The organism is Caulobacter sp. GW821-FHT10A06, assembly GCF_059415805.1.
In genome coordinates this window covers 857077-882741 of record NZ_JBWKNY010000001.1, presented here as the reverse complement: position 1 = coordinate 882741, position 25665 = coordinate 857077, and the positions used below count along the sequence as shown (strand labels likewise).

Here is a 25665-nt window from a genome sequence, read left to right as displayed (position 1 = left end):
TCCGGGGACCTGGTTCGCTGACCAGGCCCGCCCGCCGTCGGCGTGGTCGAAGGTAAAGGGGTGCGTCCTAGCCATTTTTGGCTCGCCTTCTTCGGCCTCTGGAGCTTGCCGGAAACGGCGGGGTCCAGGTCCCGGTAAGGCCTGAACAGGGCCACCTGACGGGACGCTGGCGGATAACGATCGCGCGGAGCGTCCTGGCTTCGTCGAAACGGTATTCATTTTTCACACTCCGGACGCTGTCCGGCGCTCCGCATCCCTTTCCATCCCTTCAGCGGCCTGCCGCATGAGGCGGCGAAGCCGTGCGACTGCACGAAGAGGCTGGCGCTCGACGACCATTGCCCGCACACTCATTCAAACGGTCGTTCAGCGACCTTCAGTGTCCGAGCGCGACCAACAGCGCGGGGGAAGGAGTAACGGCATGACCGACCGACTTTCGAACGGGTCAATGGCCCGGTTCGCGGCGCCCGCGGTGCCGATCGCGGCGATGGGCCTGCCGCTCGTGGTGTACCTGCCCGAGTACTACATCAACTCCCTGGGCCTCCCCATGGCGACGGTGGGCGCGGCTTTCCTGATCGTCAAATTGCTGGACATGCTGCTGGACCCGGTGCTGGGCGGCATGATGGACCGCACGCGCAGCCGCTGGGGCCGCTTCCGACCGTGGCTGGCCGCCGGCACGCCGGTGATCGCCATCGGCACCTTCGCCCTGTTCATGGCCCAGCCCGGCGTCGGTCCCATCTATCTGTGGTTCTGGCTGAGCGTTCTGTACGTCGGCTATTCGATGGTGGTGCTGTCGCAGACCGCCTGGGGCGCCGTCCTGTCCTCCGACTATCAGCAGCGCTCGCGCGTCTATGGCTGGTGGCAGGGCGCAAATGTCGTCGGCATGATCCTGGTGCTGTGCCTGCCGCCGATCGTGACCGGCGTCTTCAAGGGCGACCACCTGGACAGCATCAGCGCCATGGGCTGGTTCATCGTCCTGCTGGCGCCGCTCACCGTCCTGCTGGCCGTCACGACCGTGCGCGAGCCCGCGCCGCCGCCGCGCCATGGCGACACCGGGCTGCGGCAGTATCTGAAGCTGCTGGGACGCCCGTCGGTGCAGCGGCTGCTGATGGCCGACCTCTTGATGGGCCTGGCGCCGGGCATCACCGGCACGCTGTTCCTGTTCTTCTTCGAGCGCATGAAGAACTTCGACAAGACCCAGGCCGGCGTGCTGCTGCTGATCTACTTCATCGCCGCCCTGGCCGGCGCGCCGCTGTGGCCGGCCCTGGCCAAGCGGATCGGCAAGCACCGGTCGCTGCTGGTCGCTTCGCTGCTGTACGCGGTCGTGCAGTTGGCGGTCGTGGTCACGCCTGCCGGCAATGTCGTCATCGGCATGCTGGTGCTGGTCCTGGCCGGGCTGCCCTACTCGGCCGCGCCGCTGCTGGTGCGCGCCATGATGGCCGATATCGGCGACGAGGAACGACTGGAGAGCGGCGTCGACAAGACCGGCCTGCTCTACGCCATCGTCACCGGCACCATTAAGCTGGGTTACGCCCTGGCCGTCGGGGTGTTCATCATCCTGGGCGCGATGGGCTTCGATCCGAAGGTCTCGACGCCCACGGGCGATGCGGCCCTGATCGGCCTCTACGCTTTTGCGCCGGCGTTCCTGGGACTGGTGGTCGCGGCGATCATGTTGCGCTATCCGCTGGATGCGGACCGTCTCGCCGAGATTCAGCGCCAACTCGCGGCGCGGGATGCGGCGCAGGGGGACGCCAAGCCCGTAGCCGAGCCGGAACCGCATGTCCTCCCCGACCAAGTCCCCGCCCCTCGCCCCGCCGAGTGAAGATCAGCATCCGATCTCCCGTCTCGTGGAGATCATGGCCAAGCTGCGCGATCCGAACGGTGGCTGCCCCTGGGACCTGGAGCAGACCTTCGCGACGATCGCGCCCTACACGGTCGAGGAGGCCTACGAGGTCGCCGACGCCATTGAGCGGGGCGACCTGCCGGAGCTGAAGGAAGAGCTGGGCGACCTCTTGCTGCAAGTGGTCTTCCACTCGCGGATGGCCGAGGAACAGGGCGCGTTCGACCTCAAGGACGTCGCCGCGGCCATCAATGACAAGATGATCCGCCGCCACCCGCACGTCTTCGGCGACCACGCTTATGACGACCTCTCGGCCCAGGTCGCCGGCTGGGAGGAGCTGAAGGCGCAGGAGCGCAAGGCCAAGGCCAAGACCGGGGTGCTGGACGACGTGCCGGCCGGCCTGCCCGCCCTGACCCGCGCCGTGAAGCTGACCAAGCGCGCCGCTCGCGTCGGTTTCGACTGGCCGGACGCGGCGCACGTACTCGACAAGCTGCGCGAAGAAACCGAGGAGATCGCGGTCGAAATCGCGGCCGGCGATATGGCCAAGGCCCGAGAGGAACTCGGCGACATCCTGTTCGTCTGCGCCAGCCTGGCTCGCAAGCTGGACGTCGATCCCGAGGACGCCCTGCGCGCCACCAACGCCAAGTTCACCCGCCGCTTCGCCTTCGTGGAAGCGGGCTTAGCCGAGCGTGGCAAGACGCCCGACCAGTCCGATCTGGCGGAGATGGACGCCCTGTGGAACGACGCCAAGGCGGCCGAGAAGGCCAAGAGATGAGGGGCCGGGCGCTAGCCATTACCGCGAGCGCCTGGCTGGCCCTGAGCGGCGGCGCGGCCTTCGCTGGCTGCGATGGCCTGGTCGATGTCGGCGGCTATAGCCTGTGGGCCAAGACCCAGGGTTCCGGCCCGGTCACGGTCGTCTTCGAAGCCGGTGGCGGCGCTGCGTCGGCGGCCTGGACCGAGGTCGAGCCACAGATCCGGACGCTGGGCGTCACGACCCTGGTCTATGACCGCTCGGGCCTGGGTCAGAGCCAGCTGGCGCCGACGGCCTATTCGATCGAGCAGGAGACCAAGGCCCTGGCGGCCGTGCTGGACCGCTGCGGGGTCGCCGGTCCGCGTATCCTGGTCGGCCACTCCTATGGCGGCTACATCGTCGAGCGGCTGGCGGCGCGCGATCCGAAGGTGAAGGGGCTGGTGCTGGTCGACGCCAACCTGCCTCGCCTGATCGACGCGGCCTGGGCGGGCCGGATCCAGGCTCGCTATCGCCCGCAGTACGGTGAGCTGAAAGCCAAGGCGCCGGACCTGGCCAAGGCCCTGATCCCGATGATGGAGGCCTATGCCGACACCGCCGGCGCCATGCAGGACGTGACGCTGCCCGCGACCTTGCCGGTGGTCGACATCGTCGCCGAGACCTCGTGGAACGAGACCCCGGCCGAGGGCGAGGCGATGCGGGCGGCCCACAAGGCGTTCGTCGCGGAGTCGCCCAAGCGGCGGACGGTGCTGGCGACCGGCAGCGGCCACAACGTCATGCAGGATCGCCCCGACGTGGTGGTCGAGGCGATCAAGGACGCGCTGCTGCAGGCGAACTAGTCGGCCTCGCCCACCACGGCGCCGGGGAACTGGCGCTCGAACCGGCCCAGGGCCTGGCTGTCCAGCCGCGTGACGATCGTGACGTCGCCGTCCGGACCATCGTATCGGCTCAAGACCCGGCCGTTGCGGTAGATCCAGGCGATGGCCTGGCCGTCCTGGGCCTTCAGCTGCACCTCGACCGGCGGGGAGTCGTCGATCAGGCCGCTGATCCGGCGCAGCAGGGCCTCGCAGCCCTCGCCCGTCACGGCCGAGACCGCCGAGGCGTTCTTGCGACGGGCATGGCCTTCGACGACCTCGCGGTCGTCTTCGGGCAGCAGGTCGATCTTGTTCCAGACCTCGACGACGGTCTTGCCCTCGTCGAAGGTCACGCCCAGCTCGCCCAGCACCGTCTCGACGTCACGGGCCTGGGCCTCGCTGTCGGGATTGGCCACGTCGCGGACGTGCAGCACCACATCGGCCTCCTGCACCTCCTCGAGGGTGGCGCGGAAGGCCTCGACCAGCTCGTGCGGCAGGTCGGAGATGAAGCCGACGGTGTCGGACATGATCGCCGGCCGCCCGTCGGGCAGCTTCACGGTGCGCAGGGTCGGGTCCAGTGTCGCGAACAGCATGTCCTTGGCCAGCACCTCCGCCTCGGTCAGGCGGTTGAACAGCGTGGACTTGCCGGCGTTGGTGTAGCCGACCAGGGCGACCGTCGGATACGGCACCTTCTTGCGAGCGCTGCGATGCAGGGTCCGCGTGCGACGCACCTCGTCGAGCTCTTTCTTGAGCTTGATGATGTTGTCGCGGATCAGGCGGCGGTCGAGTTCGATCTGGGTTTCGCCGGGGCCGCCGGTCGAGCCGGTGCCGCCCCGCTGGCGTTCCAGGTGGGTCCAGGTGCGGACGAGGCGCGAGCGCTCGTATTCGAGCCTGGCCAGCTCGACCTGCAGACGGCCCTCACGGGTCCGGGCCCGGCGGGCGAAGATCTCGAGGATCAGGCCGGTACGGTCCACGACCTTGACCTTCAGCGCCTTCTCGAGATTGCGCTGCTGGATGGGCGTGAGCTGATCGTCGAAGACGGCGACGTCGATGTGCTCGACCTCGCAGATCGCCGCGAACTCCTCGATCTTGCCCTTACCGAACAAGGTCGCCGGCGTGACGGCGCGCAGGGGCGCGATCACCGTCTCGACGACGTCGAGATCAAGCGCGACCGCGAGGCCGACGGCTTCCTCGAGCCGGGCATTGGGATCCCGGGCCTCGAGGGCCGCCTGGCCGCGCAGCTGCCGCGCCGGATGGATGACAAGCGCCTTCAGGATCGGCGCGGCGTGGTCAATCGACCGGGAAGTAGATTTGGACAAATGTCTCTAAATTCAGTCGTCGGAATCGGCGCTGGGCTCATAGAGCTGCACAGGCTGAGCCGGCATGATGGTGGAGATGGCGTGCTTGTAGACCAGTTGCGACTGGCCATCGCGACGCAGGAGGACGCAGAAGTTGTCGAACCAGCTGACCACGCCTTGCAGCTTGACGCCATTGACGAGGAAGATGGTGAGCGGCGTCTTCGACTTGCGCACGCTGTTCAGGAAGGTGTCCTGAAGATTCTGTTTCTTTTCGGCGGACATTCGGGGGTTCCCCTCTCATTGTTCTCGGAGGGCAACACGCCCCCCACACAAACAAGACCATGCTAGATGATTTTTCGCCGAAAGCGACAAGCCCTCAGTGAAAATTTCCAACTGGTCGCGCTACCGCAAGCCGCTCCTGTCGAATATTGCTCCGACTTCAGACGGCTTTTTGACGCGCTCGTTCAATATAGAGACGCCGTAGCCGTGTCGCCACCTCACCAGGCTTTCCGTCGCTCAGTTTCACCCCGTCCACCTGAACGATCGGCGTCAGAAGCGACCCCGCGCCGGTGATGAAGGCCTCCTTGGCGGCCTGGGCCTCGGCGATCGTGAAGGGCTTCTCGCTCATGGGGATGCCGCTTTCGCGGATCACCTCCAGCAGGGTCGAGCGGGTGACGCCGCGCAGGATGTTGGCGTTGGTGTCGCGGGTCCGCAGCACGCCGTCGCCATCAACGATCCAGGCGTTGGACGAGGCGCCTTCGGTGACCAGCCCCATGTCGTCGACGAACCAGGCCTCAATGGCGCCGCGCTCGCGAGCCGCCTGCTTGGCCAGGGCGTTGGGTAGCAGGCCGATCGACTTGATGTCGCAACGGCCCCAGCGGTTCTCCGGCACGGAGATGATCGACGCGCCGGCCAGAGCCTTCTTGTCGGCGGCCGCGCGGTCCACCGACTTGGCGGTGATCACGACCGCCGGCGGCACGGCCGGGTTCGGGAAGGCATGGTCGCGCTTGGCGACGCCGCGGGTGACCTGCAGGTAGCAGAGGCCTTCCTTGACCTTGTTGCGACGCACGGCTTCCCGCAGCACCAACAGCAGCGAGGCCTCGCTCATCGGGTGGGCGATGCGCAGTTCGTCCAGACTGCGCCACAGGCGGGCGAAGTGCCCCTCGGCGTCGGCCAGCTTGCCGTCGAACACGGCCCAGACCTCGTAGACGCCGTCGGCCAGTTGATAGCCGCGATCCTCGATATGGACGGCGGCCTCGCCGTGACGCACGAAGCGGCCGTTCACGTAGGCGAAACGCGACATCTACTCTTCCTCTTCCGCCCGAGCGCCGGCCACGCCCAGGGACTTGAGCTTCCTATGCAGCGCCGAGCGCTCCATGCCGATGAAGTTGGCCGTGCGCGAGATGTTGCCGCCGAACCGCAGGATCTGAGCGTTCAAGTACTCTCGCTCGAACAGCTCACGCGCCTCGCGCAACGGCAGGGCGATGATCCGCTCGGCCCCGATCGCGCCCGCATTGCCGGCGCTGGGCTGGTCATTGCCCGACAACATCTCGGCCGTGATCAGCTCGCCCGGCTCGCCCGAGGCCAGGATCAGCATGCGCTCGACGTTGTTGCGCAGCTGGCGGACATTGCCCGGCCACGTTTGAACCTGAAGGGTGGCCAGCGCGTCCTCGCCCAGCTTGCGGCGCTGCAGGCCGGTGGCTTCGCTGATCTTCTCGACGAAGAAGTTGATCAGCTCGGGGATGTCTTCGCGGCGCTCAGCCAGGCCCGGCACCCGCACCGGCACCACGTTCAGGCGGTGGAACAGGTCCTCGCGGAACCGCCCGCTGGTGATCTCGTCACGCAGGTCGCGGGAGCTGGACGAGATGACCCGTACGTCGACCTGGACGTCGTTGTCGCCGCCCACCCGACGGAAGCGTTGCTCGACCAGCACCCGCAGGATGCGCCCTTGCGTCTCGCGCGGCATGTCGGCCACTTCGTCGAGGTAGAGGGTGCCGCCGTGGGCGCGTTCGAACACGCCGATCTTGCGCGGCCGACCGCCCTCGCCTTCCTCGCCGAACAGTTCGACATCCAGGCGCTCGGGGGCCATGCCGGCGGCGCTGACGGCGACGAACTCCTGCTTGGTGCGGGTGCTGGCGCCGTGGATCAGGCGCGCCACCAGCTCCTTGCCCGCGCCGGGCGGACCCGAGACCAGCACACGACTGTTGGCCGGCGCGACTTTCAGGATCAGCTGGCGCAAGGCCTGGGCCGGCGCCGATTTGCCGATCAGACTGTCGGGGGCCAGGGTCTGGGCGCGCAGCCGGCGGTTCTCGCGGCGCAGGCCCGCCGCTTCCAGCGCCCGCTCGACGATCAGCAGCAGCCGGTCGGACTTGAAGGGCTTCTCCAGGAACTCGTAGGCGCCGCGCTTGATGGCGCTGACGGCGGTCTCGATATTCCCGTGGCCCGAGATCATGATCACCGGCAGGTCGGGATCCAGCTGCTTGACCATGTCCAGCAGCTCCAGGCCGTCCATGCCGCCGCCCTGCATCCAGATATCCAGGACCAGCAAGGCCGGTTTGCGCGCCCGGATGGCGGCCAGGGCCTGGTCGGAATCGGCGGCCGTGCGGACCGCATAACCTTCATCCTCCAGGATGCCGGCCACCAGTTCGCGGATGTCGGCCTCGTCATCCACCACAAGAACATCGGCGCTCATATCATCTCCTCAACGCCACTTTGGTCCGCATGATTGGGGGCCGAGGCGTGCAGTCGTACGGTCGTCGGAAACTTCAGGATCACGCGGGCTCCTGGGAGCGCGCGTGCGTCGGTGAGGGCCAGGCTGCCGCCATGGTCCTCCATGATCCGCTTGACGATGGCCAGGCCAAGGCCCGTGCCCTTCTCGCGGGTGGTCACATACGGTTCGGTCAGGCGATCGCGGTCCTTGGCGGGCAAGCCGACGCCGTTGTCCTCGATCGTCACGCACAGGTCGTCGGCGTCCGAGGTTAGGATCGCGGTGATCCGGCCCGGCAACTCGGGTTCCAGCGCCCGCCGTCCGCCGACCGCCTCGCCGGCGTTCTTCAGGATGTTGGTCAGGGCCTGGCCGATCATCCGCTGGTCGCAGGTGACCCAGACGTCGCCCTCGCCCGGCTCTTCCAGCTTCACCTCGATCTCAGCGTCCTGGAAGCGCTGGGCGAAGACCGCCTGGCGCAGCATCTCGGTCAGGTTGGCTGGCTCGAAGCGCGGCGCGGGCATGCGGGCAAAGGCCGAGAACTCGTCGACCATCCGGCCGATGTCACCGACCTGGCGGATGATCGTCTCGGTGCAGCGGTCGAAGGTCTCCAGGTCGCTGGCGATCTCCTTGCGGTACTTGCGGCGCAGGCGCTCGGCCGACAGCTGGATCGGGGTCAGCGGGTTCTTGATCTCATGGGCGATGCGGCGCGCCACGTCCTTCCAGGCGGCGTTGCGCTGGGCAGCCATCAGGCGGGTGATGTCGTCGAAGGTCAGAACCAGGCCCTCGGCCACGTGACCGGCGGCGCGGACCCGCAGGCGGCGGGTCTCGCCCTCGCGCATGATATCGACCTCGACGTCGGTGTCGGGGCGGCTCTCTTGAAGCGCCTCCATCACCGTCTCGAACTCGGGGGCCAGCTCGACCAGATCCACGCCCAGGGCGTTGTCCGACAGGCCCAGCAGCGTCACCGCCCGACGATTGACGGCCGAGACCTTGCCGCGCTCGTCCAGGCTGACGACGCCGGCGCTGACGCCCGACAGCACCGTCTCGATGAACTGGCGACGGCTCTCGGCGTCCAGGCTGGCGGCTTTCAGCGCAGCCTGCTGCAACTGCAGCTCGCTGGTCATCATGTTGAAGGCGTTGGACAGCGCCCGGATCTCTTCGGGGCCGGTGTCGGACTCCACGCGGGCGTCCAGGTCGCCGCCGGACACACGGCCCGCCGCCTCGACCAGCCCGGCCACCGGGCCGGCGATCGAGTTGGCGGCGGCGATGCCGACCCAGATGGCGGCCACCAGCACCAGCAGCGCCGTTTCCAGATAGCTGAGCCCGAAGATCGCCTGGATCCGGCCGCGGCTACGCTCGGCGTCGCGGTAGGCGACCAGGGCGTCCTGGGTCTCGATCAGGTGGGTCAGGATGCCCTTCTCGATCGGTCGCACCACGTAGAGGTAGGCGTCGGGAAAGGCGTTCAGCTTGTACAGCGCCCTGAAAAGGTCACCCGACACGAAGCGCTGGGCAGTGACCTCGCCGTTGTCGGTGGCCGCGAAGCTCGAGGGCGGCGGCGCCAGGAAGGGCAGCGTCTCGCCGATCTCGGCCCGCGCCAGGATGCGGCCGTCGCGGTCCAGCACATAGGCGGCGGCGAAACCGGCATCCTTGGTCTGTTCAGCCAGATAGTGACCGAAGGCGACGGGTTGCTGGCCCAGGGCCGGCGCGGCGCGGTTCACCTCGGCGGCCATCGGGCCGATGTGTTCGGAGATGTAGCGGGTCTGCTGCTCGACGTACGAGTTGGCGACCTTGGCCGAGTTGCCGACCACGGTCTGGACCCGCTGGCTGAACCAGCCGTCCACGCCCCGATTGACCAGCACGCCGAAGAACAGCGCCACGATCACCGCCGGGGCCACGGCCGCCAGCGAGAACAGGCCGACGAAACGCAGGTGCAGACGGGCGCCGGCGTCGCTGGCCCGGGCGTCGATCAGGTCATAGAGGCGCAGGCCCACCACGGTGGCCACGCCCAGGATCAGCACCAGGTTGAAGCTCAGCACCACCAGGATGACGGTGGAGGCCGTGCTGATCGAATCGGTCTTGGGCGGCGACGAAGCCAAGGCGACGCCGGCGACGGTGAGGATCACCGCCAGCGCATAGCCCCCGCCGATCAGGTAGCGCGACCGCAGAAGCTCTCGCCACCAGGCCCGGCTGAACCGGGTCGGCGGGGTCTCCGATCCCGTCGCGTAAGCCACTGAAGACATCGCCGGGGAGTTTAGGAGCGTGTGTCCTAAATTCAACAGCTATGTGCTGATAAAGCTTCAGCGTTCAGGGTTTAGCGACGACCCCGAGTCATTTCGACGCCCAGATCCTGGATCTTCTTGCGCAGGGTGTTGCGGTTCAGGCCCAGGATCTCGGCCGCCCGCACCTGATTGCCCCGCGTCGCCGACAGGGTCAGCTGGATCAGCGGACGCTCGACCTCCTGCAACACGCGGTCGTACAGGCCGGCCGGCGGCACGCCGTCGGGCTGGTCGGCGAAGTGCGAGGCCAGGTGACGCTCAACCAGAGTGGCTAGAGTCACCGGGCCCTCTTCCGAACGCACCGCCGGGGTGTGATCCTGCAGCTCGCGATCGACGATGCGGGCAGTGATCAGCTCCTCGGCATAGAGGGCGCACATCCGGCGCATCAGGTTCTCGAGCTCGCGGACGTTGCCCGGCCACGGGTGCGTCTTCAGGCGATCCAGCGCGCTCTGGTCGATGGTCTTGGCGGGCAGGCCTTCGCGGGCGGCGCGCAGCAGGAAGGTGCGGGCCAGATCCGGAATGTCCTCGGCGCGATCGCGCAGCGGCGGCAGGCGCACCGGGGCGACGTTCAGGCGGAAGAACAGGTCTTCGCGGAACAGGCCCTGCTGGATCAGGCCGCGCAGGTCACGGTTGGTGGCGGCGATGATCCGCACGTTCGGGCGGCGGCCGGTCTTGGGATTGATCACCGGCTCGGTGCCGTCGATCACCCGCAGCAGGCGGGTCTGGGCGTCCAGCGGCATGTCGCCGATCTCGTCCAGGAACAGGGTGCCGCCGTCGGCCTCGACCAGGCGGCCGTTGTCGCCGTCTCCGCGCCCGAACAGCTCGACCTCGACCCGCTCGCGCGGCACCGCCGCCAGGTTCAGCACCACGAACTTGCCGTCGCGACGGCGACCCAGCTCGTGCAGGGCGCGGGCGACCAGCTCCTTGCCGGTGCCGCTCTCGCCCAGGATCAGGACCGTGAGGTCGGCGCCCACCAGGCGGGCGATGGTGCGATAGACCTCCTGCATCGGCGCCGAGCGGCCGATCAGCGGCAGACGCTCATCACGCATGGCGCGGGCCTGGGCCTTGGAGGCCTCGGTATCGGCCGGACGCGACAAAGCTCGGCGGGCGGCGGCGGTGACGTCGTCCAGGTCGAAAGGCTTGGAGACATATTCGAACGCGCCGGCGTCGGCGGCATTGACCGCCGTCAGCAGGGTGTTCTGCGCGCTCATCACGATGATCGGCAGCTTGGGCCGCTCCTTGCGGATGCGCGGCAGCACGTCGAACACGTTCTCGTCGGGCATCATCACGTCGGTGACGACCAGGTCGCCCTCGCCGTCCGTGACCCACTTCAAGAGCGTGGTGGCGTTGCCCGTGGCGCGGACCTGATAGCCCAGGCGGGTGAAGGCCTGGCTGAGCACCAGACGCACCGAGCTGTCGTCGTCGGCGATCAGGATCTTCTTGCTCGCGGCGTTCATGCTCAGGCGTCTCCGGAAAGGGTATCGGGGGCGACCGGCAGCAGCACGCGGAACACGGTGCGACCGGGCTCGGATTCGAAGTCGATCAGACCGCCGTGGGCGGTGACCAGCTTGGTGACCAGGGCCAGGCCCAGGCCCGTGCCGTTGGCCTTGGTGGTGACGAACGGCTGGAACAGGTGGTCGCGCAGGCTGGCCGGCACGCCGGGGCCGTTGTCGATCACCTTGACCTCGATCGGCGCGCCGCTAGCCGACTTGCCGTCAGCCCCGCGCACCCGGACGCCGGGACGCCAGGCCGTCTGAATCGAGATCTGCCCCCGGTCGTCGCCACGCATATGGGCGGCCTCGGCGGCGTTCTTGGTCAGGTTCAGGAAGATCTGGATCAGGTGATCCTCGTCGCCCCAGACCGACGGCAGCGAAGGATCGTAGCTTTCCTTCATCTGCAGGCCGTCGGCGACGCCGTTGGCGGTCAGGGCCCGGACGCGGTCCAGCACCTGGTGGATATTGACGGGCTCACGCGGCGTCGGGACCTCGTCGGAGAAGGCCTCCATGCGGTCGACCAGGCGGCGGATACGATCGGTCTCGTCGACGATTAGCTGGGCCAGGGGCTGGTCGACGGCGCTGGCGCCGGTCTTCAGCAGCTGCGCCGCGCCGCGGATACCGGCCAGCGGGTTCTTGATCTCGTGGGCCAGCATCTTGCCCAGGCCCACGACCGAGCGCAGGCCGGCGGCGTCGGCGGCCTTGTCGACACCCAGCACGCCCTTGACGTGCAGGGTCAACAGCACAGAGCCATCGCCCAGAGGCGCGGCGGCGCCGTCGGCCTCGAACGGCGGCTGGCCGAACAGATTGACCTCGACGCCGTGCTCGCGCACCAGCGCCCCTTCGAAGATCGCCCGGTCCAGCAGTGAGACCAGCACCGAGCCCGGCGGCAGGGCGGCGCGGAAACGACCGCGCGCCAGCAGCGACAGGCCGTGGCCGAACAGGGCCTCGGCGGCCTCGTTGACCGCCACCAGCCCGCCCTCGCGGTCGACCACCAGGGCCGGCTCAGGGCTGAGGTCGAAGGCGGCGGCCTTCAAGGCTTCTGGAGTAACCCCTCCCAGGACGCGGGCGCGGTCGGTCATGCGGCTAATCTCCCACCCGCCAGCCACAGGTCGCGCAGGGCGGCCTCCACGGCGGCGGGATCCTCAAGTCGGCACAGGGTTGCGCGAGCGGCCCGTCGGGCCTCGGCCGTTTCGGGCCAGGGCGCGGCTTCGATGTAGGAGGCCAGGTGCTTGCGGAACATCTTCAGGCCCAGCGGCTCGCCATAGAAGTCGAGGCTGCGGCGGAAATGGGTGAGCGCGATGGCTAGGCGCTCCTCGGCTTGCGGCTCTGCAAAGCCCCGGCCTTCGAGCGCGGCCTCGATGGCGCCGGCGATCCAGGGGCGACCATAGACACCCCGGCCGATCATCACGCCGTCGGCGCCGGACTGCTCAAGCGCGATCCGAGCGGTCTCGCCATCGATGATGTCGCCATTGACCAGCACCGGCACCGAAACGGCCTGCTTCACCGCCGCGACGGCGGTCCAGTCGGCGACGCCCTTGTAGAACTGGCTGCGCGTGCGGCCGTGCACCGTGATCGCCTTGGCGCCGGCCGCCTCGGCGCGGCGCGCGATGTCGGGCGCATTCCGCAGATTGTCGTCCCAGCCCAGCCGCATCTTGACGGTGACGGGAACATCAACGGCCTCGACCGCCGCGCTGACCAGGGCTTCGGCCAGGTCAGGCTCGCGCATGATGGCCGAGCCCGACTGCTGGCCGGCGGACACTTCCTTGGCGGGGCAGCCGAAGTTCAGATCAACGATCTGAGCGCCGGCGTCGGCAGCCATGCGCGCGCCCTTGGCCATCAGGTCCGGATCGCGCCCGACCAGCTGGACCACCATCAGCGGCAGCCCCTCGCCCACCGCCGCGCGACGCACGACATCGGGCCGCCCTCGCGCGAACTCGGCGCAAGCCACCATTTCCGTCGCCACATAAGGCGCGCCGAGCGCCGTGGCCGTTTCTCTGAAGGGCAGGTCAGAGACCCCGGTCATGGGCGCGATCCACACCCGACCAGGGACTTGCACCCCGCCGACTTCGAGCTTGTTGCTCATTTTGTGATCATCCCCGTAGCTGTCTTTTTAGGCACATTGTGCGGCGCAGTAAAGCCTTCATCGACTGGACAATGACGGTGGCGTGACTAAACAGCCGCCATGACCTTTTCCGCCGTGATCGTCGCCGCCGGCTCGGGAACCCGCGCCGGACCCGGCCAGGCCAAGCAGTGGCGGCTTGTAGCTGGAAAGCCGGTCCTGCGCTGGTCCGTCGAAGCGTTCCTGGCGGCCGGCGTCGCGGACATCGTCATCGTAACGACCGAAGACGGCGAAAAGGCGCTGGCTGAGGTGCTGACCGGCCTGCCCGGCTGGCGTGCTGCACGCGGCGGCGCGACGCGGGCCGAGTCGGTCCAGTCAGGCTTGGCCGCCCTCGCCCATCGTCCCGGCGACGAGCCTGTCCTGATCCATGACGCGGCCCGCCCCTTCCTGACCGCTGCGACCATCGATGGCGTGCTGAAGGCGCTGGAGACGGCCGACGCCGTCCTGCCCGCCCTGCCCGTCGCCGACACCCTGAAGCGCGCCGAGCCGGGCCAGAACCCGACGACCACGTCGCGCGAGCACCTCTGGCGCGCCCAGACCCCTCAGGCCGCGCGCCGCGACACCCTGCTGGCCGCCTACGCCGCCTGGACCGAAGGCGAGCCGACCGACGACGCCCAGGTGGTAGAAGCCGCCGGCGGCCGCGTGGCCATCGCGCCGGGCGATCCGCTTCTGTTGAAACTCACCTATCCCGAGGACTTCGCCATGGCCGAACGGCTCGCCGGCGCCGCGCGCATCACCCGAGTCGGCCAGGGCTTCGACGCCCACCGCTGGGGCCCGGGCGAAGAGGTCTGGCTGTGCGGCGTCGCGATCAAACACGACGAGACCCTGATCGGCCACTCGGACGCCGACGCCGGCCTACACGCCCTGACCGACGCTATCCTGGGCGCCATTGGCGAAGGCGACATCGGCGACCACTTCCCGCCCACCGACCCGAAGTGGAAGGGCGCGGCCTCGGACCAGTTCCTGATCCACGCCGCCGAACTGGTGACCGCCAAGGGCGGCTCGATCGTCAATGTCGACGTGACCCTGATCTGCGAGCGCCCGAAGATCAAACCGCACCGCCTGGCCATGCGCGAGCGCCTCGCCGAGATCCTGAGCCTTCCGCTCGACCGGGTCAGCGTCAAGGCGACCACGACCGAGAAGATGGGCTTCACCGGCCGCGGCGAGGGCTTGGCCGCTTCGGCGGTCGTGGCGGTCGAGACGCCGGCCTGAACAGGCTAAGGTAGGGCGAATCCGGAGAGCCGCATGTTCCCGCTGGAAATCCAGACCCTGGCCCGACTGCTGATCGACGAGGCGCGCGGCAAGTCGCTGCGGCTAGTCGCGGCGGAGAGCTGCACCGGCGGCCTGGTGGCCGGCGCGATCTGCTCGATCTCCGGCGCGTCCGACGTGTTCGAGCGTGGTTTCGTCACCTACACCAACCGCGCCAAGTCCGAGATGCTGGGCGTGCCCGGCGACCTGATCGCCGACCACGGCGCGGTCTCCGAGCCGGTAGCGCGGATGATGGCCGAAGGCGCGCTGGAAGCCAGCAACGGCCATGTCGCGGTCGCCATCACCGGCATCGCCGGCCCCGGCGGCGGCACGCCGATGAAGCCGGTCGGCACCGTCCACTTCGCCGTCGCCCGCGCCAACCGCTCGGTCGTCCACCGCCACGAACGCTTCGATGGCGAGACCCGCGAGGCGGTGCAGCTGGCGGCGGTGCAAACCGCCCTGGAAATGCTCCGCGAGGCGGTGGCTTAAGTGCCCGAGACCGCGCCCAGCGACTGGAGACGCTTCGCCGGCGTCGGTCTTTCGCAGAAGGCGCTGAAAGCCGCGGCCGCCCGCAAGACCGAGATTCGCCACGCCATCCGCGTCTCGGCCGCTGTTGGCGCAGCCTTCGCCCTGGCGACGCTGTTGCGGCTGCCGCAAGGCTACTGGGCCGTATTCACCGCCGTGATCGTGGTGCAGTCGAGCCTAGGTGCGACCATCACCGCCTCGCTTGAGCGCTTCATGGGCACGGTGGTCGGCGCCCTGGCCGGCGCTGGCGCCGCCTATTGCCACGCCCGCTGGCCAGAGTTTGGCGGGATCATCCTGTGCGTGACCGTGGCCCTGCTCGCGTTCCTGGCCTCGATGCGGCCCGCGTTGAAGGTGGCGCCGGTCACCGCCGTGATCATGTTGATCGGCACGACGACCCACATGGACCCGCTGCTCGCCGCCGGCTGGCGGGTGGCCGAGATCACGGTCGGCAGCGTCGTCGGCATCGCCGCCACCCTGCTGATCTTCCCGGCCCGCGCCCACGCCTCGGTGGTGAGCAGCGTCCAGAAGATCGCCGGCCTGCAGGCTCATATTCTGGACAGCCACGTCCTGACCCTGCGCGGCACTCCTGGCCCCACCGACTACCTCAAGGCCCAGGACGACCTGCGCGCGGCGCTGGCCAAGCTGCAGACCGGCATGACCGAAGCCGATCGCGAGAACGCCAGCAAGCTCAGCGAGCGCTCGGTGTCGGAGGCCATCCCGCGCACGCTCTGGCGGCTGCGCAACGACACGGTGATGGTCGGCCGCACCTTGCACGAGCCCCTGCCCGCCGAAGGCTTGGCCCCGGCCGCCGCCGACATGCTGGAGGCCAGCGCCAAGTTCCTGCGCGCCACGGCCGACCTGCTGGCCGGCGGCGCGCGTCCGGATCGCGTGGCCTTCGCCGAGGTCCACCAGACCTTCCAGACCTGCGTCGAGGGGCTGCGCAAACAGGGCTTGACCCGCGAGCTAGAGTTCGACGACGCCGCGCGGGTGTTCGGCCTGGTGTTCGCGATAGAGAACCTGTTCGGCAACCTCGGCGACTTCGAGGAGCGGATCGAGGAAGCGGCCGGGAAGAAGGACTAGGCCTTCTCGCCGTAGACTTGGCGGGCCCGATCCTCGAAGCAGGCGATCAGCTTGTTGGCGGCCTTATCGATATTGGCGGCCAGCATGGCGTCCAGCAGCGCGGCCTTGAACGCGAAGTCGATGACGAACTCGACGCGGGTGGCGTCACCCTCGGCGACGAACCGCCAGCCATTCGAGAGCCGCTTGAACGGGCCGTACAGCAGGCTGACGTCGATGCTCAGCGCCTCGCTATCGCGACGGACGCGGGTGGCGAACTTCTCGCGCAGGAACGAGAAGCCGACCTGGGCCTCGGCGTCGACCGTGCTGACGGCGCCGTCGACACGGCCGTTCCAGGTGCGCATGGCGGTGATCCACGGCACGAACTTGGGGTAGTTTTCGACATCCCCGACCAGCTGAAACAGCTGCTCGGGCGCGTACGGCAGCACGCGCGTGACCACGTGACGATGCACGGCGTTTACGCCGTGCGGGCGTCGAGGGCGCGGCGGGCGGCCTGAAGCTTGGCGAAGTCATCGCCCGCATGGTGCGACGAGCGGGTCAGCGGGCTGGACGAGACCATCAGGAAGCCCTTGGCCCGAGCGATCGCCTCATAGGCCTTGAACTCTTCCGGCGTCACGAAGCGGTCGATGGCCGCGTGCTTGCGGGTCGGCTGCAGGTACTGGCCGATGGTGATGAAGTCGACGCCGGCCGAACGCATGTCGTCCATCACCTGCATGACCTCCTCCTTGGTCTCGCCCAGGCCGACCATCAGGCCGGACTTGGTGAACTGGGAGGGATCGCGCTGCTTCACGCGGTCCAGCAGGCGCAGCGAATTGTAGTAGCGGGCGCCGGGGCGGATCTTGAGATACAGCCGCGGCACGGTCTCGAGGTTGTGGTTGAAGACGTCTGGACGGGAGTCGATCACCACGTTCTCGGCATTGTCCTTGCGCAGGAAGTCCGGCGTCAGGATCTCGATGGTCGTGCCGGGCGCGGCCGCGCGGATCGCGGTGACGACCTCAGCGAAGTGGCGGGCGCCGCCGTCCAGCAGGTCGTCACGGTCCACCGAGGTGATGACCACGTGCTTGAGGCCCATCTTGGCGACGGCCTCGGCCACGCGGCGCGGCTCGTCGGGATCCAGCTGGGTCGGCAGGCCGGTGGTGACGTTGCAGAAAGCGCAGGCGCGGGTGCAGATCTCGCCCATGATCATCATGGTCGCGTGCTTCTGGCTCCAGCACTCGCCGATGTTCGGGCAGGCCGCTTCTTCACAGACCGTGGTCAGCTTGTGCTCGCGCACGATGCCCTTGGTCTCGTTGTACTGGCCCGAACCCGGGGCGCGCACGCGCAGCCAATCGGGTTTGCGGAGCACCGGGGTATCGGGGCGGTTCTGCTTTTCGGGATGGCGCGCCGCCCGGTCTTCCGAGCCGCGAGCCTTCAGCGTGTCGATCACCGTGGCCATGGCGCCTAAATCGGTCTTCTTGGCCTCCGGATCAAGCGCTTGATCTTGCTTAAGGCCACGATGCACGAAATGACTGTCGCGGTATGCGTCGCCGCCTTCTTGCTGTCGCCCTGGCTTTAGCCGTTTCCGCCTGCGGCGACGGTGGCTCGCGTGCGCCTTTTTCCGACACTCGCACGCCGCCCTCACTGGGCTCCCGCTTCTATCCGCCGCAGGGGTGGAGCTGGGGTTATGTGCGCAGCGGCGAAGGCAAGGTGCAGCGTTACGGCGTCGCCGCCCCGCCGGTCGCGCCGCGCGCCGCGTTGCTGATCCTGACCGGTTATGGCGAGAGCGCCGAGAAGTGGTTCGAGACGGTCTCGGAGCTCAATGCGTTGGGTTTCACGGTCTGGGTGCTGGAGCGCCAAGGACAAGGCGGCTCCGAGCGCTCCACGCCTTGGCGCGACCTTGGTCATATCGACAGCTTCGACCCCGATGTCGCCGCCGTCCGCGCCCTGACCCGAGGCGTGATCCGACCGACGGGCGACATTCCGTTCGTGGTCATCGGCCATTCCGAAGGCGGCCTGGTCGCCTTGCGCGCCGCTGAGCAGGGCCTCGGCATGGACGGCCTGGTCCTCACCTCGCCCGCCTTCGGCCTGAGCGCCCTGCCCCGCTCGCGCGCCGACTTCACGCGGTTCACGCCGGCCATGCGCACCTTGCGCCTGGGCTGGATTCGCACGCCCGACCAGGCCGGGTGGAAACGCGAGGGGCCAGACGGCTTTCAGTCGGGCCTGACCCACGACCCACAGCGCGGCAAGGTCCAAACGGCCTGGATGCAAGCCAATCCCGACCTGCGCATGGGCGGACGCAGTCTCGGCTGGTTCGCGGCCTTCTTTGACGCGTCGGAGGCCGCCGCCCGCGACATCCGCAAGACTGCCGTGCCGACCCTGATGCTGGACGCCGGCCAGGACAAGGTGGTCACCGCCACGCCGCAGAGCCGCCTGTGCGCGGCGATGATCGACTGCAAAGAGACCCGTTACCCTGCCGCCGGCCACGACCTGCACATGGAATCGGGCGCCGTTCGCGGCCCCTGGCTGGCCGCCATTGTCGACTTCACCCGCTCGCGGATGACGGCCAAAGCCTTGCCGCGCAAGGGCTGAGCCTCACGCATTGTGACTCTTTCTTGCAAAGCTGGACCTTCCTCGGCAGACTCGACGTTTAGGAACGAGAGCGCGCTTTCGCTCTTCGGGGAGGTTTCGCCGGCATGCCGGTAGCTTACGACGTTCAGAACGGCCAAAAGGCCATCTTCGACGCCCTCATCGACGCTCGTGACAAGTACGGCGCCAAGAAACCGATCCTGGAGGACCAGGACCGCAATCCGCTGTCCTATACGGACCTGATCCGGGCCAGCTTCGCCCTGGGCCGCAAGATCGCCGGCATGACCAAGCCGGGCGAGAACGTCGGCGTGCTGCTGCCGTCGGGCTCCGGGTCGGTGGTAACCTTCTTCGCCCTGCACGCCTTTGGTCGCGTGCCGACCATGCTGAACTTCACGGCGGGCCTGCGGAACATCAAGGCCGCCTGCAAGCTGGCCGGCGTCAAGCGCGTGCTGACCGCCCACAAGTTCATCGAGCTGGGCAAGCTGCACGACATCGTCGACGCCATCGGCGAACACGCCGAGATCACCTATCTGGAAGACGTGCGCGGCACGATCGGCCTGAGCGACAAGCTGTTCGCCGCCGCCGCCGGCCTGTTCCCGCGCCAGTTCCGCAGCCACGCCAAGCCGTCGGACAAGGGCGTGGTGCTGTTCACCTCGGGCAGCTTCGGCGCGCCGCGCGGCGTGGTGCTGAGCCAGGCCAACCTGGTGTCAAACGCCCAGCAGATCGCCGCCCACATCGCGCTGGATCCGGCCTGGGTGTTCTTCAATCCGCTGCCGGTCTTCCACTGCTTTGGCCTGACCGCCGGGGTGATCCTGCCGATCATGACCGGCATGAAGGCGTTCCAGTACCCCTCGCCGCTGCACACCAAGCAGATCCCGCCGCTGATCAAGGACGTTGGCGGCTCGGTGCTTCTGGCGACCGACACCTTCGTCAACCAGTACGCCCGCTCAGCCGAGAGCGACGAGCTGTCGGGCCTGAAGTTCATCGTCTGCGGCGCCGAGAAGGTCCGCGAGGAGACGCACAACATCATCGCCGAGAAGTTCGGCGGCGTGCCGGTGCTGGAAGGCTACGGCGCGACCGAGGCCTCGCCGGTGATCGCGGTCAACAAGCCCGACGACAATCGCCGTGGCACTGTCGGCGGCCTGCTGCCCGGCCAGGAATGGAAGATCGAGCCGGTCGAGGGCATCCCTGAAGGCGGTCGCCTGCTGGTGCGCGGTCCCAACATTATGTCGGGCTATCTGCGCGAAGATGGCGGCGTCGACGCTCCCGAGGGCGGTTGGCACGACACCGGCGACGTGGTCACGGTCACCGACGACCTTTGGATCACCATCAAGGGCCGGGTGAAGCGCTTCGCCAAGATCGGCGGCGAGATGGTCTCCCTGACCGCCGCCGAGGATCTGGCCTCGGCCGTGTGGCCCAATGGCCGTCACGCCGTGATCTCGATGCCCGACAAGAAGAAGGGCGAGAAGCTGGTGCTGGTCACCGATTGCCAGACGGCGGCCGTCACCTCGCTGGTGGCCCACGCCCAGAGCGTCGGTGCGCCCGAACTGGCCGTGCCGCGCAAGATCCTCAAGGTGCAGGAAGTGCCGGTGCTGGGCAGCGGCAAGACCGACTATGTCGCCATCCAGCGCATGGCCGAGACCGACAGCGCCGCCGCCTGAGATATCTGAATCGTCTCCCTCGATAGGTTTGGCTAGCGTGAGGTCGAGCAGTCGACTCACGCTCGCCTCAAGGAGAGAAGAAGAATGGAACGTCTCGCTGTCTGGTCGCCGCGCGTCCTGAGCCTGCTGCGGATCATCACCGCCCTGCTCTTCATGGAGCACGGCCTGATGAAGCTGTTCCACTTCCCCGCCGCCCAGCCCGGCGCGCCCAGTCCGTTGCCGCCGCTGCTGGTGGCCGCCGGCGCGCTGGAGATCTTTGGCGGTGCCCATATCCTGCTGGGCCTGTTCACCCGCCCGTTCGCCTTCCTGCTGTCGGGCATGATGGCGGTGGCCTATTTCATGGCGCACGGCAGCCAGGGCTTCTGGCCCGCGCTGAACGGCGGTGAGCCGGCGATCCTGTACTGCTTCATCTTCCTGTACCTGGTCTTCCAGGGCGGTGGCGAATGGAGCATCGACGCCCAGATCCGCAAGAAGCCCTAGAAGGTCGCTCCCAGGGCTTCCAGCTCGGTGCGGAAGCCCTGTTTGCGGCTGTGCATGGCGCGCAGGTCGGCGACGAAGGCCTGATGATCCGGGTATTCGCCAAAGTCGCCGATCATCACCGACAGTGACTCCGCCTCCAGCAGCTGCCGCGCCGCCTCGGCATAGCGGGTGGCGACACCGTAAGTCAGCACGTACTGGATCGAGGCCCGCAGCAGCAGGGTCGCGGCCATCGGATGCGCGCCTTCCAGCCGTCTGGCGGCCTCGGCCATCAGGGTGTCGTCGGCGCCGTTGATCTCGCCGGCGCGATCGCGGACCAGCCGCGCGGCGGCCGCCAAGTCGGGCCAGGAGACCAGGAACGCCAGCGCCCGATCGAACTGCGGGAAGCGCTTGGCGACGGCCTTGGCCTGGTCCTCGGCCTCGACATCGTCGAAATCCGGCAGGCCCTTGAGGTAGCTGCGCAGACGCGGGATCGACAGCGTCCGCTCGAACTCGGCCCAGCGGCGCTTCTGGGCCTCGTCGTGGTGGCCGGTGGCCTCCAGGGCGTCCAGCATCGCCTCTTCCCAGGCGGAGCGCTCTTCCAGCGAACTCTGGTGGCGGCCGCTCTTCTCGCTGGGCGCACCGGCGTGCAGTGTGGCCAGGGCGTCCTCAGGGCGGCCAGCCTCCAGCAGACGGCGGGCGATTTCGGCCGAGACCAGCGGCGTCTTGCGCAGGTCCGGCGCGAAGGTCGCTTCGAACGCATCCACGTCGCCGCTGGCGTCAGCGAGGCGGCGCAGGGCGTCACGGTAGATCGCGCTGCGGGCGTCGCGGATCGAGCGGGCCGCCAACAGCTTCTCCAGGGTCTCGCGCAGGTGGGCTTGCCCCTTCTTGCCCAGCAAGGGGCCTAGGGCGTTCACCACGGGGCCGAACTGGGCGTAGTCGTCGCGGCGCAGCAGGTTGGCGATGCGATCGGCCAAAACGATCGGGTCCGGCAAGGCTCCGACGGCAATCGCGCCGATGCTGTCACGGGCCGCCAGGAAGACGTCGCCGATCGGCCCTTCAGCCTGGCTCAGGCGATCCAGGGTCGGCGTCGCCAGGTCCAGCAGGTCCAGCATCAGGTCGAGCGCGGCGTTGGCGTCGTCCTGCGCCAGCCGCTCGATCATCCCGCGATGCAGGTCCAGGTCCTTGGCGAAGGCCGCGCGCTTGCGCCAGTTGATGCGCGACGAGGACTTGCCGACCGTCGCCAGGCGCTTGCTGATCTCCAGCGCCAGACCTTCGGCGTTGGACTCGGCGAACAGCTCCAGCCGCAGCACGCGCTTGACGTGGCTGTCGCTGGAGAGGTCGAGCAGGATGGCGGCCAGGCGCTCGGGACCCAGGTCGACCAGATTGGCCTCGGAAAGGGTCGTCTTCGATCCTTTCCGGGCCTTGGCCGGCTTCCCCTTGTCCGGAGCGTCGTCCGTCGTCGCAGCGGCCTTGCGCGCCATCCAGTCTCCTAGGTCGCCCTAGATGTGCAGGACGCGGCCGTAGGCGTCCAGCGCGGCTTCGTGCATGGCTTCCGACATGGTCGGGTGAGCGTAGACGATGCCGTGCAGGTCTTCCTCGGTGGCTTCCAGCGTGATGGCCGTGACGAAGCCCTGGATCATCTCGGTCACTTCGTGGCCGATCATGTGAGCGCCGATCAGGGCGCCGGTCTTGGCGTCGAACACGGTCTTCACGAAGCCCTCGGTCTCGCCCGCGGCCACGGCCTTGCCGTTGACGCGGAACGGAAAGCGACCCGCCTTGACCTCGATGCCCGCCGCCTTGGCGCCAGCCTCGGTGTAGCCGACCGAAGCGACCTGCGGGTTGGCGTAGGTGCAGCCCGGAATCGGCGAGTTGACGTTCGGGGTCTTGTAGCCGGCGATGGCTTCGGCGGCGTGGATGCCCTCGTGGCTGGCCTTGTGGGCGAGCCAGGGACCGCCGGCGATGTCGCCGATGGCGTAGAGGCCCGGGACATTGGTCTTGCAGTGCTTGTCGGTCACGGCGTGGCCGCGATCCAGGTTCAGGCCGACAGCGTCCAGGCCTTCGCTGTTCGGCGCGATGCCGACGGCGACGATGCACTTCTCAGCGGTCAGCTGCTCGATCTTGCCGCCGACGTCGACCGTGACCGAGACGCCGTCCTTGGTCTTCTCGACCTTGGAGACCTTGGCGCCGATGCGGAAGGCGATGCCGCGCTTCTCGAACGCCTTTTGGGCGGCCTTGGAGACCTCGGCGTCCTCGACCGGCATGATGCGGTCCAGGGCTTCCACGACAGTCACCTCGGCGCCGAGGGCGCGGTAGAAGCTGGCGAACTCGATGCCGATGGCGCCCGAGCCGATCACGACCAGCGACTTGGGCATGGTCTTGGGCGCCAGGGCGTCACGATAGGTCCAGATCTTGTCGCCGTCCGAGACCGCGCCAATGGCCGGGATCTCGCGGGCGCGGGCGCCGCTGGCCAGGATGACGTTCTTGGCCTGGACCGTGCGGCTGCCGCCGGCCTTCAGGGCGATGACCAGCTTGGGAGCAGGGTTGCCCTTCTCCAGCTTGGCTTCGCCTTCGATCACCTCGATCTTGTGCTTCTTCATCAGGAACGCGATGCCCGACGACATCTGCTTGGCGATCCCGCGCGAACGCTCGACGATCTTGGGGAAGTCGAAGCCGGGCTTCTCGACCGACAGGCCGTAGTCGGACAGATGCGACAGCTGTTCGTAGATCTCGCCGGACTTCAGCAGCGCCTTGGTCGGGATGCAGCCCCAGTTCAGGCAGATGCCGCCCAGGTTCTCGCGCTCGACGATGGCCGTCTTCAGACCCAGCTGGCTGGCGCGGATCGCGGCCACATAGCCGCCAGGACCGGCGCCGATGACGACGACATCGAATTCCGTGGACATGTCTTCTAACCCCTAGCTTGGGCGCCGATCCTGGGGAGCGGAGAGCGCCGATCGACCGGTCTTGGGGCCGGTCTGGGAGAAACTAAAGCAGCGCCTCGACCGCGACCTTGAGGTCCTCGGGTTTAACCGTGGGCGCGAAACGCTCGACGACCTCGCCATCCTTGCCGATCAGGAACTTGGTGAAGTTCCACTTGATCGCCTCGGTGCCCAGCAGGCCCTTCTGTTCCTTCTTGAGGAACTTGTAGAGCGGGTGGGCGTCGGCGCCGTTGACGTCGATCTTGCTCATCACCGGGAAGGTCACGTCGTAGGTCAGCGAGCAGAAGTTCGCGATCTCCTCGGCGTTTCCCGGCTCCTGAGCGCCGAACTGATTGCAGGGGAAGGCCAGGACCGTGAACCCACGATCCTTGTGAGCCTTGTAGAGCGCCTCGAGGCCTTCGTACTGAGGCGTGAACCCGCACTTGCTGGCGGTGTTCACGATCAGCAGCACCTGGCCGCGATAGTCGGCCAGGCTCACGTCCTGGCCGTCCAGCGTCTTGGCCGAATAGTCGTAGACCGACATGTTCGCCTTCTCCCCGCGCCTAGATCAGACGATCAGGGTCAGCGGCTCTTCGATCAGCGGCTTGAAGGCCGCCAGGAACTTGGCGCCGACCGAACCGTCGACCACGCGGTGATCGCAGGTCAGGGTCACGGTCATGACCGTGGCGACCTTGATCTCGCCGTTCTTGACGACCGGGCGTTGCTCGCCCGCGCCGACGCTCATGATCGCGCCTTGCGGCTCGTTGATGATCGAAGCGAACGACTTGATGCCGAACATGCCCAGGTTCGAGATCGAGAAGGTGCCGCCCTGGAATTCCTCGGGCTTCAGCTTCTTGTCCTTGGCGCGCTGGGCCAGGTCCTTCATCTCGGCCGAGATCTGGGCCAGGCCCTTGGTTTCGGCCTTGCGGATGATCGGGGTGATCAGGCCGCCCTCGACCGCCACGGCGACCGCGATGTCGGCGTTGTGGTGCATCGCGATGCCTTCCGGCGTGTATGAGGCGTTGGCTTCCGGCACCTGCTTCAAGGCCACGGCGGCGGCCTTGATGACGATGTCATTGACCGAGACCTTCACGCCTTGCTTTTCGAGCAGGCTGTTGATCTTGGCGCGAGCCGCCAGCAGCGCGTCGATCTCCAGATCGATCTGCAGCGGGAAGTGCGGGACGTCGCGGAAGCTTTCCGTCATCCGGCGCGCGATGGTCTTGCGCATGCCGTCCAGCGGGATCAGGTCGTACGAGCCGGCCGGGATGCCTTGGTGCTCCAGCGACTGGACCTGACGCGGCGCGGCGGCGGCCGGAGCGGCAGCGGCGGGAGCCGAGGCCGGAGCAGCCTTGGCGGCCGGAGCGCCCGACTTGGCGGCTTCGACGTCGGTCTTGACCACGCGGCCGTGCGGGCCGGTGCCCTTGATGCCCTTCAGGTCCAGGCCGGCGGCCGAAGCCAGACGGCGGGCCAGCGGCGAGGCGAAGACGCGCGAGCCGTCAGCGGCGACCGGAGCGGCCGGAGCCGGAGCAGCCGGGGCGGCGGCAGGCGCAGCAGCGGCAGGCGCCGGAGCAGCGGCGGCGGCCTTGGGCGCTTCAGCCTTCGGAGCCGGCGCGGGGCTTTCGCCTTCGCCAGCCAGCTTGGCGATCAGGGCGTTGACCTTGACGTTCTCGGTCCCGGCGTCGACCAGGATGGCTTCGATCACGCCTTCATCGACGGCTTCGACTTCCATCGTCGCCTTGTCGGTCTCGATCTCGGCGATCACGTCGCCGGCCTTGACGGTGTCGCCGACCTTGACGTGCCACTTGGCGAGGGTCCCCTCCTCCATGGTGGGCGACAGGGCGGGCATCAGGATGTCGATCGACATTGAGCTTTTTCCTCAA

Annotated in this window: 23 protein-coding genes; 9 read left to right on the top strand and 14 right to left on the bottom strand. The window is 68.1% G+C overall.

What is annotated here, in order from left to right:
• Positions 1–418 precede the first annotated feature (418 nt).
• The 3 genes from AC07NF_RS03950 to AC07NF_RS03940 are packed head-to-tail and all read left to right on the top strand — an operon-like array spanning position 419 to position 3424.
• Positions 419–1819, top strand: coding sequence for an MFS transporter (locus AC07NF_RS03950; RefSeq protein ID WP_494630706.1), 1401 nt, complete (start codon positions 419–421; stop codon positions 1817–1819).
• Positions 1776–2612 carry a nucleoside triphosphate pyrophosphohydrolase gene (mazG, locus tag AC07NF_RS03945; RefSeq protein WP_494630709.1) on the top strand — a complete coding sequence of 279 codons (837 nt, stop codon included), beginning with the start codon at positions 1776–1778 and terminating at the stop codon, positions 2610–2612. The genes AC07NF_RS03950 and mazG overlap by 44 nt, the downstream gene beginning before the upstream one ends.
• Complete coding sequence (locus AC07NF_RS03940; RefSeq protein ID WP_494630712.1) at positions 2609–3424, top strand: alpha/beta fold hydrolase; 816 nt, start codon at positions 2609–2611, stop codon at positions 3422–3424. The genes mazG and AC07NF_RS03940 overlap by 4 nt, the downstream gene beginning before the upstream one ends.
• Here AC07NF_RS03940 and hflX read toward each other — a convergent pair.
• From hflX to dusB, 8 genes are all read right to left on the bottom strand, one after another.
• Positions 3421–4758, bottom strand: a complete 1338-nt coding sequence (gene hflX / locus AC07NF_RS03935; RefSeq protein ID WP_492810725.1) for a GTPase HflX — start codon at positions 4756–4758, stop codon at positions 3421–3423. The genes AC07NF_RS03940 and hflX overlap by 4 nt on opposite strands.
• A gap of 12 nt (positions 4759–4770) precedes the next feature.
• The gene (hfq, locus tag AC07NF_RS03930; protein WP_013079113.1) at positions 4771–5019 is read right to left on the bottom strand and encodes an RNA chaperone Hfq; all 249 of its coding nucleotides are present in this window, start codon (positions 5017–5019) and stop codon (positions 4771–4773) included.
• Positions 5020–5176: 157 nt separating this feature from the next.
• Positions 5177–6040, bottom strand: a complete 864-nt coding sequence (locus AC07NF_RS03925) for a D-amino-acid transaminase (protein WP_492810727.1) — start codon at positions 6038–6040, stop codon at positions 5177–5179.
• Positions 6041–7429: a nitrogen assimilation response regulator NtrX gene (gene ntrX, locus AC07NF_RS03920; protein WP_492810729.1), complete on the bottom strand. Its 1389-nt coding sequence runs from the start codon at positions 7427–7429 to the stop codon at positions 6041–6043.
• Positions 7426–9684 (bottom strand): sensor histidine kinase NtrY-like, encoded by a 2259-nt coding sequence (locus AC07NF_RS03915; protein ID WP_494630719.1) that lies wholly within the window; start codon positions 9682–9684, stop codon positions 7426–7428. Before AC07NF_RS03915 ends, ntrX begins: the two co-directional genes overlap by 4 nt.
• A gap of 71 nt (positions 9685–9755) precedes the next feature.
• The gene (locus tag AC07NF_RS03910; RefSeq protein WP_492810732.1) at positions 9756–11177 is read right to left on the bottom strand and encodes a sigma 54-interacting transcriptional regulator; all 1422 of its coding nucleotides are present in this window, start codon (positions 11175–11177) and stop codon (positions 9756–9758) included.
• Between the two features lie 2 nt (positions 11178–11179).
• Complete coding sequence (locus tag AC07NF_RS03905; protein WP_492810734.1) at positions 11180–12295, bottom strand: two-component system sensor histidine kinase NtrB; 1116 nt, start codon at positions 12293–12295, stop codon at positions 11180–11182.
• Positions 12292–13299 carry a tRNA dihydrouridine synthase DusB gene (gene dusB / locus AC07NF_RS03900; protein WP_494630726.1) on the bottom strand — a complete coding sequence of 336 codons (1008 nt, stop codon included), beginning with the start codon at positions 13297–13299 and terminating at the stop codon, positions 12292–12294. The genes AC07NF_RS03905 and dusB overlap by 4 nt, the downstream gene beginning before the upstream one ends.
• A 99-nt stretch (positions 13300–13398) precedes the next feature.
• Here dusB and AC07NF_RS03895 point away from each other — a divergent pair, with 99 nt between their 5' ends.
• Genes AC07NF_RS03895 through AC07NF_RS03885 form a run of 3 tightly spaced genes read left to right on the top strand, consistent with a single transcriptional unit; the run spans position 13399 to position 16188 of the window.
• Positions 13399–14547, top strand: coding sequence for a bifunctional 2-C-methyl-D-erythritol 4-phosphate cytidylyltransferase/2-C-methyl-D-erythritol 2,4-cyclodiphosphate synthase (locus tag AC07NF_RS03895; RefSeq protein ID WP_494630728.1), 1149 nt, complete (start codon positions 13399–13401; stop codon positions 14545–14547).
• Positions 14548–14580: 33 nt separating this feature from the next.
• Positions 14581–15072 (top strand): CinA family protein, encoded by a 492-nt coding sequence (locus tag AC07NF_RS03890; RefSeq protein ID WP_291874380.1) that lies wholly within the window; start codon positions 14581–14583, stop codon positions 15070–15072.
• Positions 15073–16188, top strand: coding sequence for an FUSC family protein (locus AC07NF_RS03885; RefSeq protein ID WP_494630733.1), 1116 nt, complete (start codon positions 15073–15075; stop codon positions 16186–16188).
• Here the strand turns inward: AC07NF_RS03885 and AC07NF_RS03880 are convergent.
• Together AC07NF_RS03880 and lipA are read right to left on the bottom strand one after the other, a co-directional pair.
• On the bottom strand, positions 16185–16637 hold the full coding sequence (locus AC07NF_RS03880; protein ID WP_494630735.1) for a type II toxin-antitoxin system RatA family toxin: 453 nt from the start codon (positions 16635–16637) through the stop codon (positions 16185–16187). The two genes, AC07NF_RS03885 and AC07NF_RS03880, sit on opposite strands and share 4 nt — an antisense overlap.
• Positions 16638–16642: 5 nt before the next feature.
• A complete protein-coding gene (lipA, locus tag AC07NF_RS03875; RefSeq protein WP_494630737.1) occupies positions 16643–17620 on the bottom strand; it encodes a lipoyl synthase in 978 nt (325 codons plus the stop codon).
• 230 nt (positions 17621–17850) lie between these two features.
• Between lipA and AC07NF_RS03870 the strand changes: the two genes are divergently transcribed.
• The 3 genes from AC07NF_RS03870 to AC07NF_RS03860 all read left to right on the top strand — a co-directional run bounded on the left by AC07NF_RS03870 (position 17851) and on the right by AC07NF_RS03860 (position 20891).
• Complete coding sequence (locus AC07NF_RS03870) at positions 17851–18753, top strand: alpha/beta fold hydrolase (RefSeq protein WP_494630741.1); 903 nt, start codon at positions 17851–17853, stop codon at positions 18751–18753.
• A 104-nt stretch (positions 18754–18857) separates the two neighbouring features.
• On the top strand, positions 18858–20411 hold the full coding sequence (locus tag AC07NF_RS03865; RefSeq protein ID WP_494630743.1) for an AMP-binding protein: 1554 nt from the start codon (positions 18858–18860) through the stop codon (positions 20409–20411).
• 84 nt (positions 20412–20495) lie between these two features.
• Entirely contained in the window at positions 20496–20891 is a 396-nt protein-coding gene (locus AC07NF_RS03860) for a DoxX family protein (protein WP_291874390.1), read from the top strand.
• Here the strand turns inward: AC07NF_RS03860 and AC07NF_RS03855 are convergent.
• From AC07NF_RS03855 to AC07NF_RS03840, 4 genes are all read right to left on the bottom strand, one after another.
• Positions 20888–22351, bottom strand: a complete 1464-nt coding sequence (locus tag AC07NF_RS03855; RefSeq protein WP_494630747.1) for a DUF6880 family protein — start codon at positions 22349–22351, stop codon at positions 20888–20890. The two genes, AC07NF_RS03860 and AC07NF_RS03855, sit on opposite strands and share 4 nt — an antisense overlap.
• 18 nt (positions 22352–22369) lie before the next feature.
• Positions 22370–23770 carry a dihydrolipoyl dehydrogenase gene (gene lpdA, locus AC07NF_RS03850; RefSeq protein WP_492810751.1) on the bottom strand — a complete coding sequence of 467 codons (1401 nt, stop codon included), beginning with the start codon at positions 23768–23770 and terminating at the stop codon, positions 22370–22372.
• An 82-nt stretch (positions 23771–23852) separates the two neighbouring features.
• The gene (locus AC07NF_RS03845; RefSeq protein WP_492810752.1) at positions 23853–24329 is read right to left on the bottom strand and encodes a glutathione peroxidase; all 477 of its coding nucleotides are present in this window, start codon (positions 24327–24329) and stop codon (positions 23853–23855) included.
• 24 nt (positions 24330–24353) lie between these two features.
• On the bottom strand, positions 24354–25649 hold the full coding sequence (locus tag AC07NF_RS03840; RefSeq protein ID WP_494630751.1) for a pyruvate dehydrogenase complex dihydrolipoamide acetyltransferase: 1296 nt from the start codon (positions 25647–25649) through the stop codon (positions 24354–24356).
• Positions 25650–25665: the final 16 nt, after the last annotated feature.

Bases quoted from the DNA above. Each gene is read 5' to 3' on its own strand.
- AC07NF_RS03950 (WP_494630706.1), top strand. From the start codon at position 419: ATGACCGACCGACTTTCGAACGGGTCAATGGCCCGGTTCGCGGCGCCC.
- mazG (WP_494630709.1), top strand. From the start codon at position 1,776: ATGTCCTCCCCGACCAAGTCCCCGCCCCTCGCCCCGCCGAGTGAAGAT.
- AC07NF_RS03940 (WP_494630712.1), top strand. From the start codon at position 2,609: ATGAGGGGCCGGGCGCTAGCCATTACCGCGAGCGCCTGGCTGGCCCTG.
- hfq (WP_013079113.1), bottom strand. From the start codon at position 5,019: ATGTCCGCCGAAAAGAAACAGAATCTTCAGGACACCTTCCTGAACAGC.
- AC07NF_RS03925 (WP_492810727.1), bottom strand. From the start codon at position 6,040: ATGTCGCGTTTCGCCTACGTGAACGGCCGCTTCGTGCGTCACGGCGAG.
- ntrX (WP_492810729.1), bottom strand. From the start codon at position 7,429: ATGAGCGCCGATGTTCTTGTGGTGGATGACGAGGCCGACATCCGCGAA.
- AC07NF_RS03915 (WP_494630719.1), bottom strand. From the start codon at position 9,684: ATGTCTTCAGTGGCTTACGCGACGGGATCGGAGACCCCGCCGACCCGG.
- AC07NF_RS03910 (WP_492810732.1), bottom strand. From the start codon at position 11,177: ATGAACGCCGCGAGCAAGAAGATCCTGATCGCCGACGACGACAGCTCG.
- AC07NF_RS03905 (WP_492810734.1), bottom strand. From the start codon at position 12,295: ATGACCGACCGCGCCCGCGTCCTGGGAGGGGTTACTCCAGAAGCCTTG.
- dusB (WP_494630726.1), bottom strand. From the start codon at position 13,299: ATGAGCAACAAGCTCGAAGTCGGCGGGGTGCAAGTCCCTGGTCGGGTG.
- AC07NF_RS03895 (WP_494630728.1), top strand. From the start codon at position 13,399: ATGACCTTTTCCGCCGTGATCGTCGCCGCCGGCTCGGGAACCCGCGCC.
- AC07NF_RS03890 (WP_291874380.1), top strand. From the start codon at position 14,581: ATGTTCCCGCTGGAAATCCAGACCCTGGCCCGACTGCTGATCGACGAG.
- lipA (WP_494630737.1), bottom strand. From the start codon at position 17,620: ATGGCCACGGTGATCGACACGCTGAAGGCTCGCGGCTCGGAAGACCGG.
- AC07NF_RS03865 (WP_494630743.1), top strand. From the start codon at position 18,858: ATGCCGGTAGCTTACGACGTTCAGAACGGCCAAAAGGCCATCTTCGAC.
- AC07NF_RS03860 (WP_291874390.1), top strand. From the start codon at position 20,496: ATGGAACGTCTCGCTGTCTGGTCGCCGCGCGTCCTGAGCCTGCTGCGG.
- AC07NF_RS03855 (WP_494630747.1), bottom strand. From the start codon at position 22,351: ATGGCGCGCAAGGCCGCTGCGACGACGGACGACGCTCCGGACAAGGGG.
- lpdA (WP_492810751.1), bottom strand. From the start codon at position 23,770: ATGTCCACGGAATTCGATGTCGTCGTCATCGGCGCCGGTCCTGGCGGC.
- AC07NF_RS03845 (WP_492810752.1), bottom strand. From the start codon at position 24,329: ATGTCGGTCTACGACTATTCGGCCAAGACGCTGGACGGCCAGGACGTG.
- AC07NF_RS03840 (WP_494630751.1), bottom strand. From the start codon at position 25,649: ATGTCGATCGACATCCTGATGCCCGCCCTGTCGCCCACCATGGAGGAG.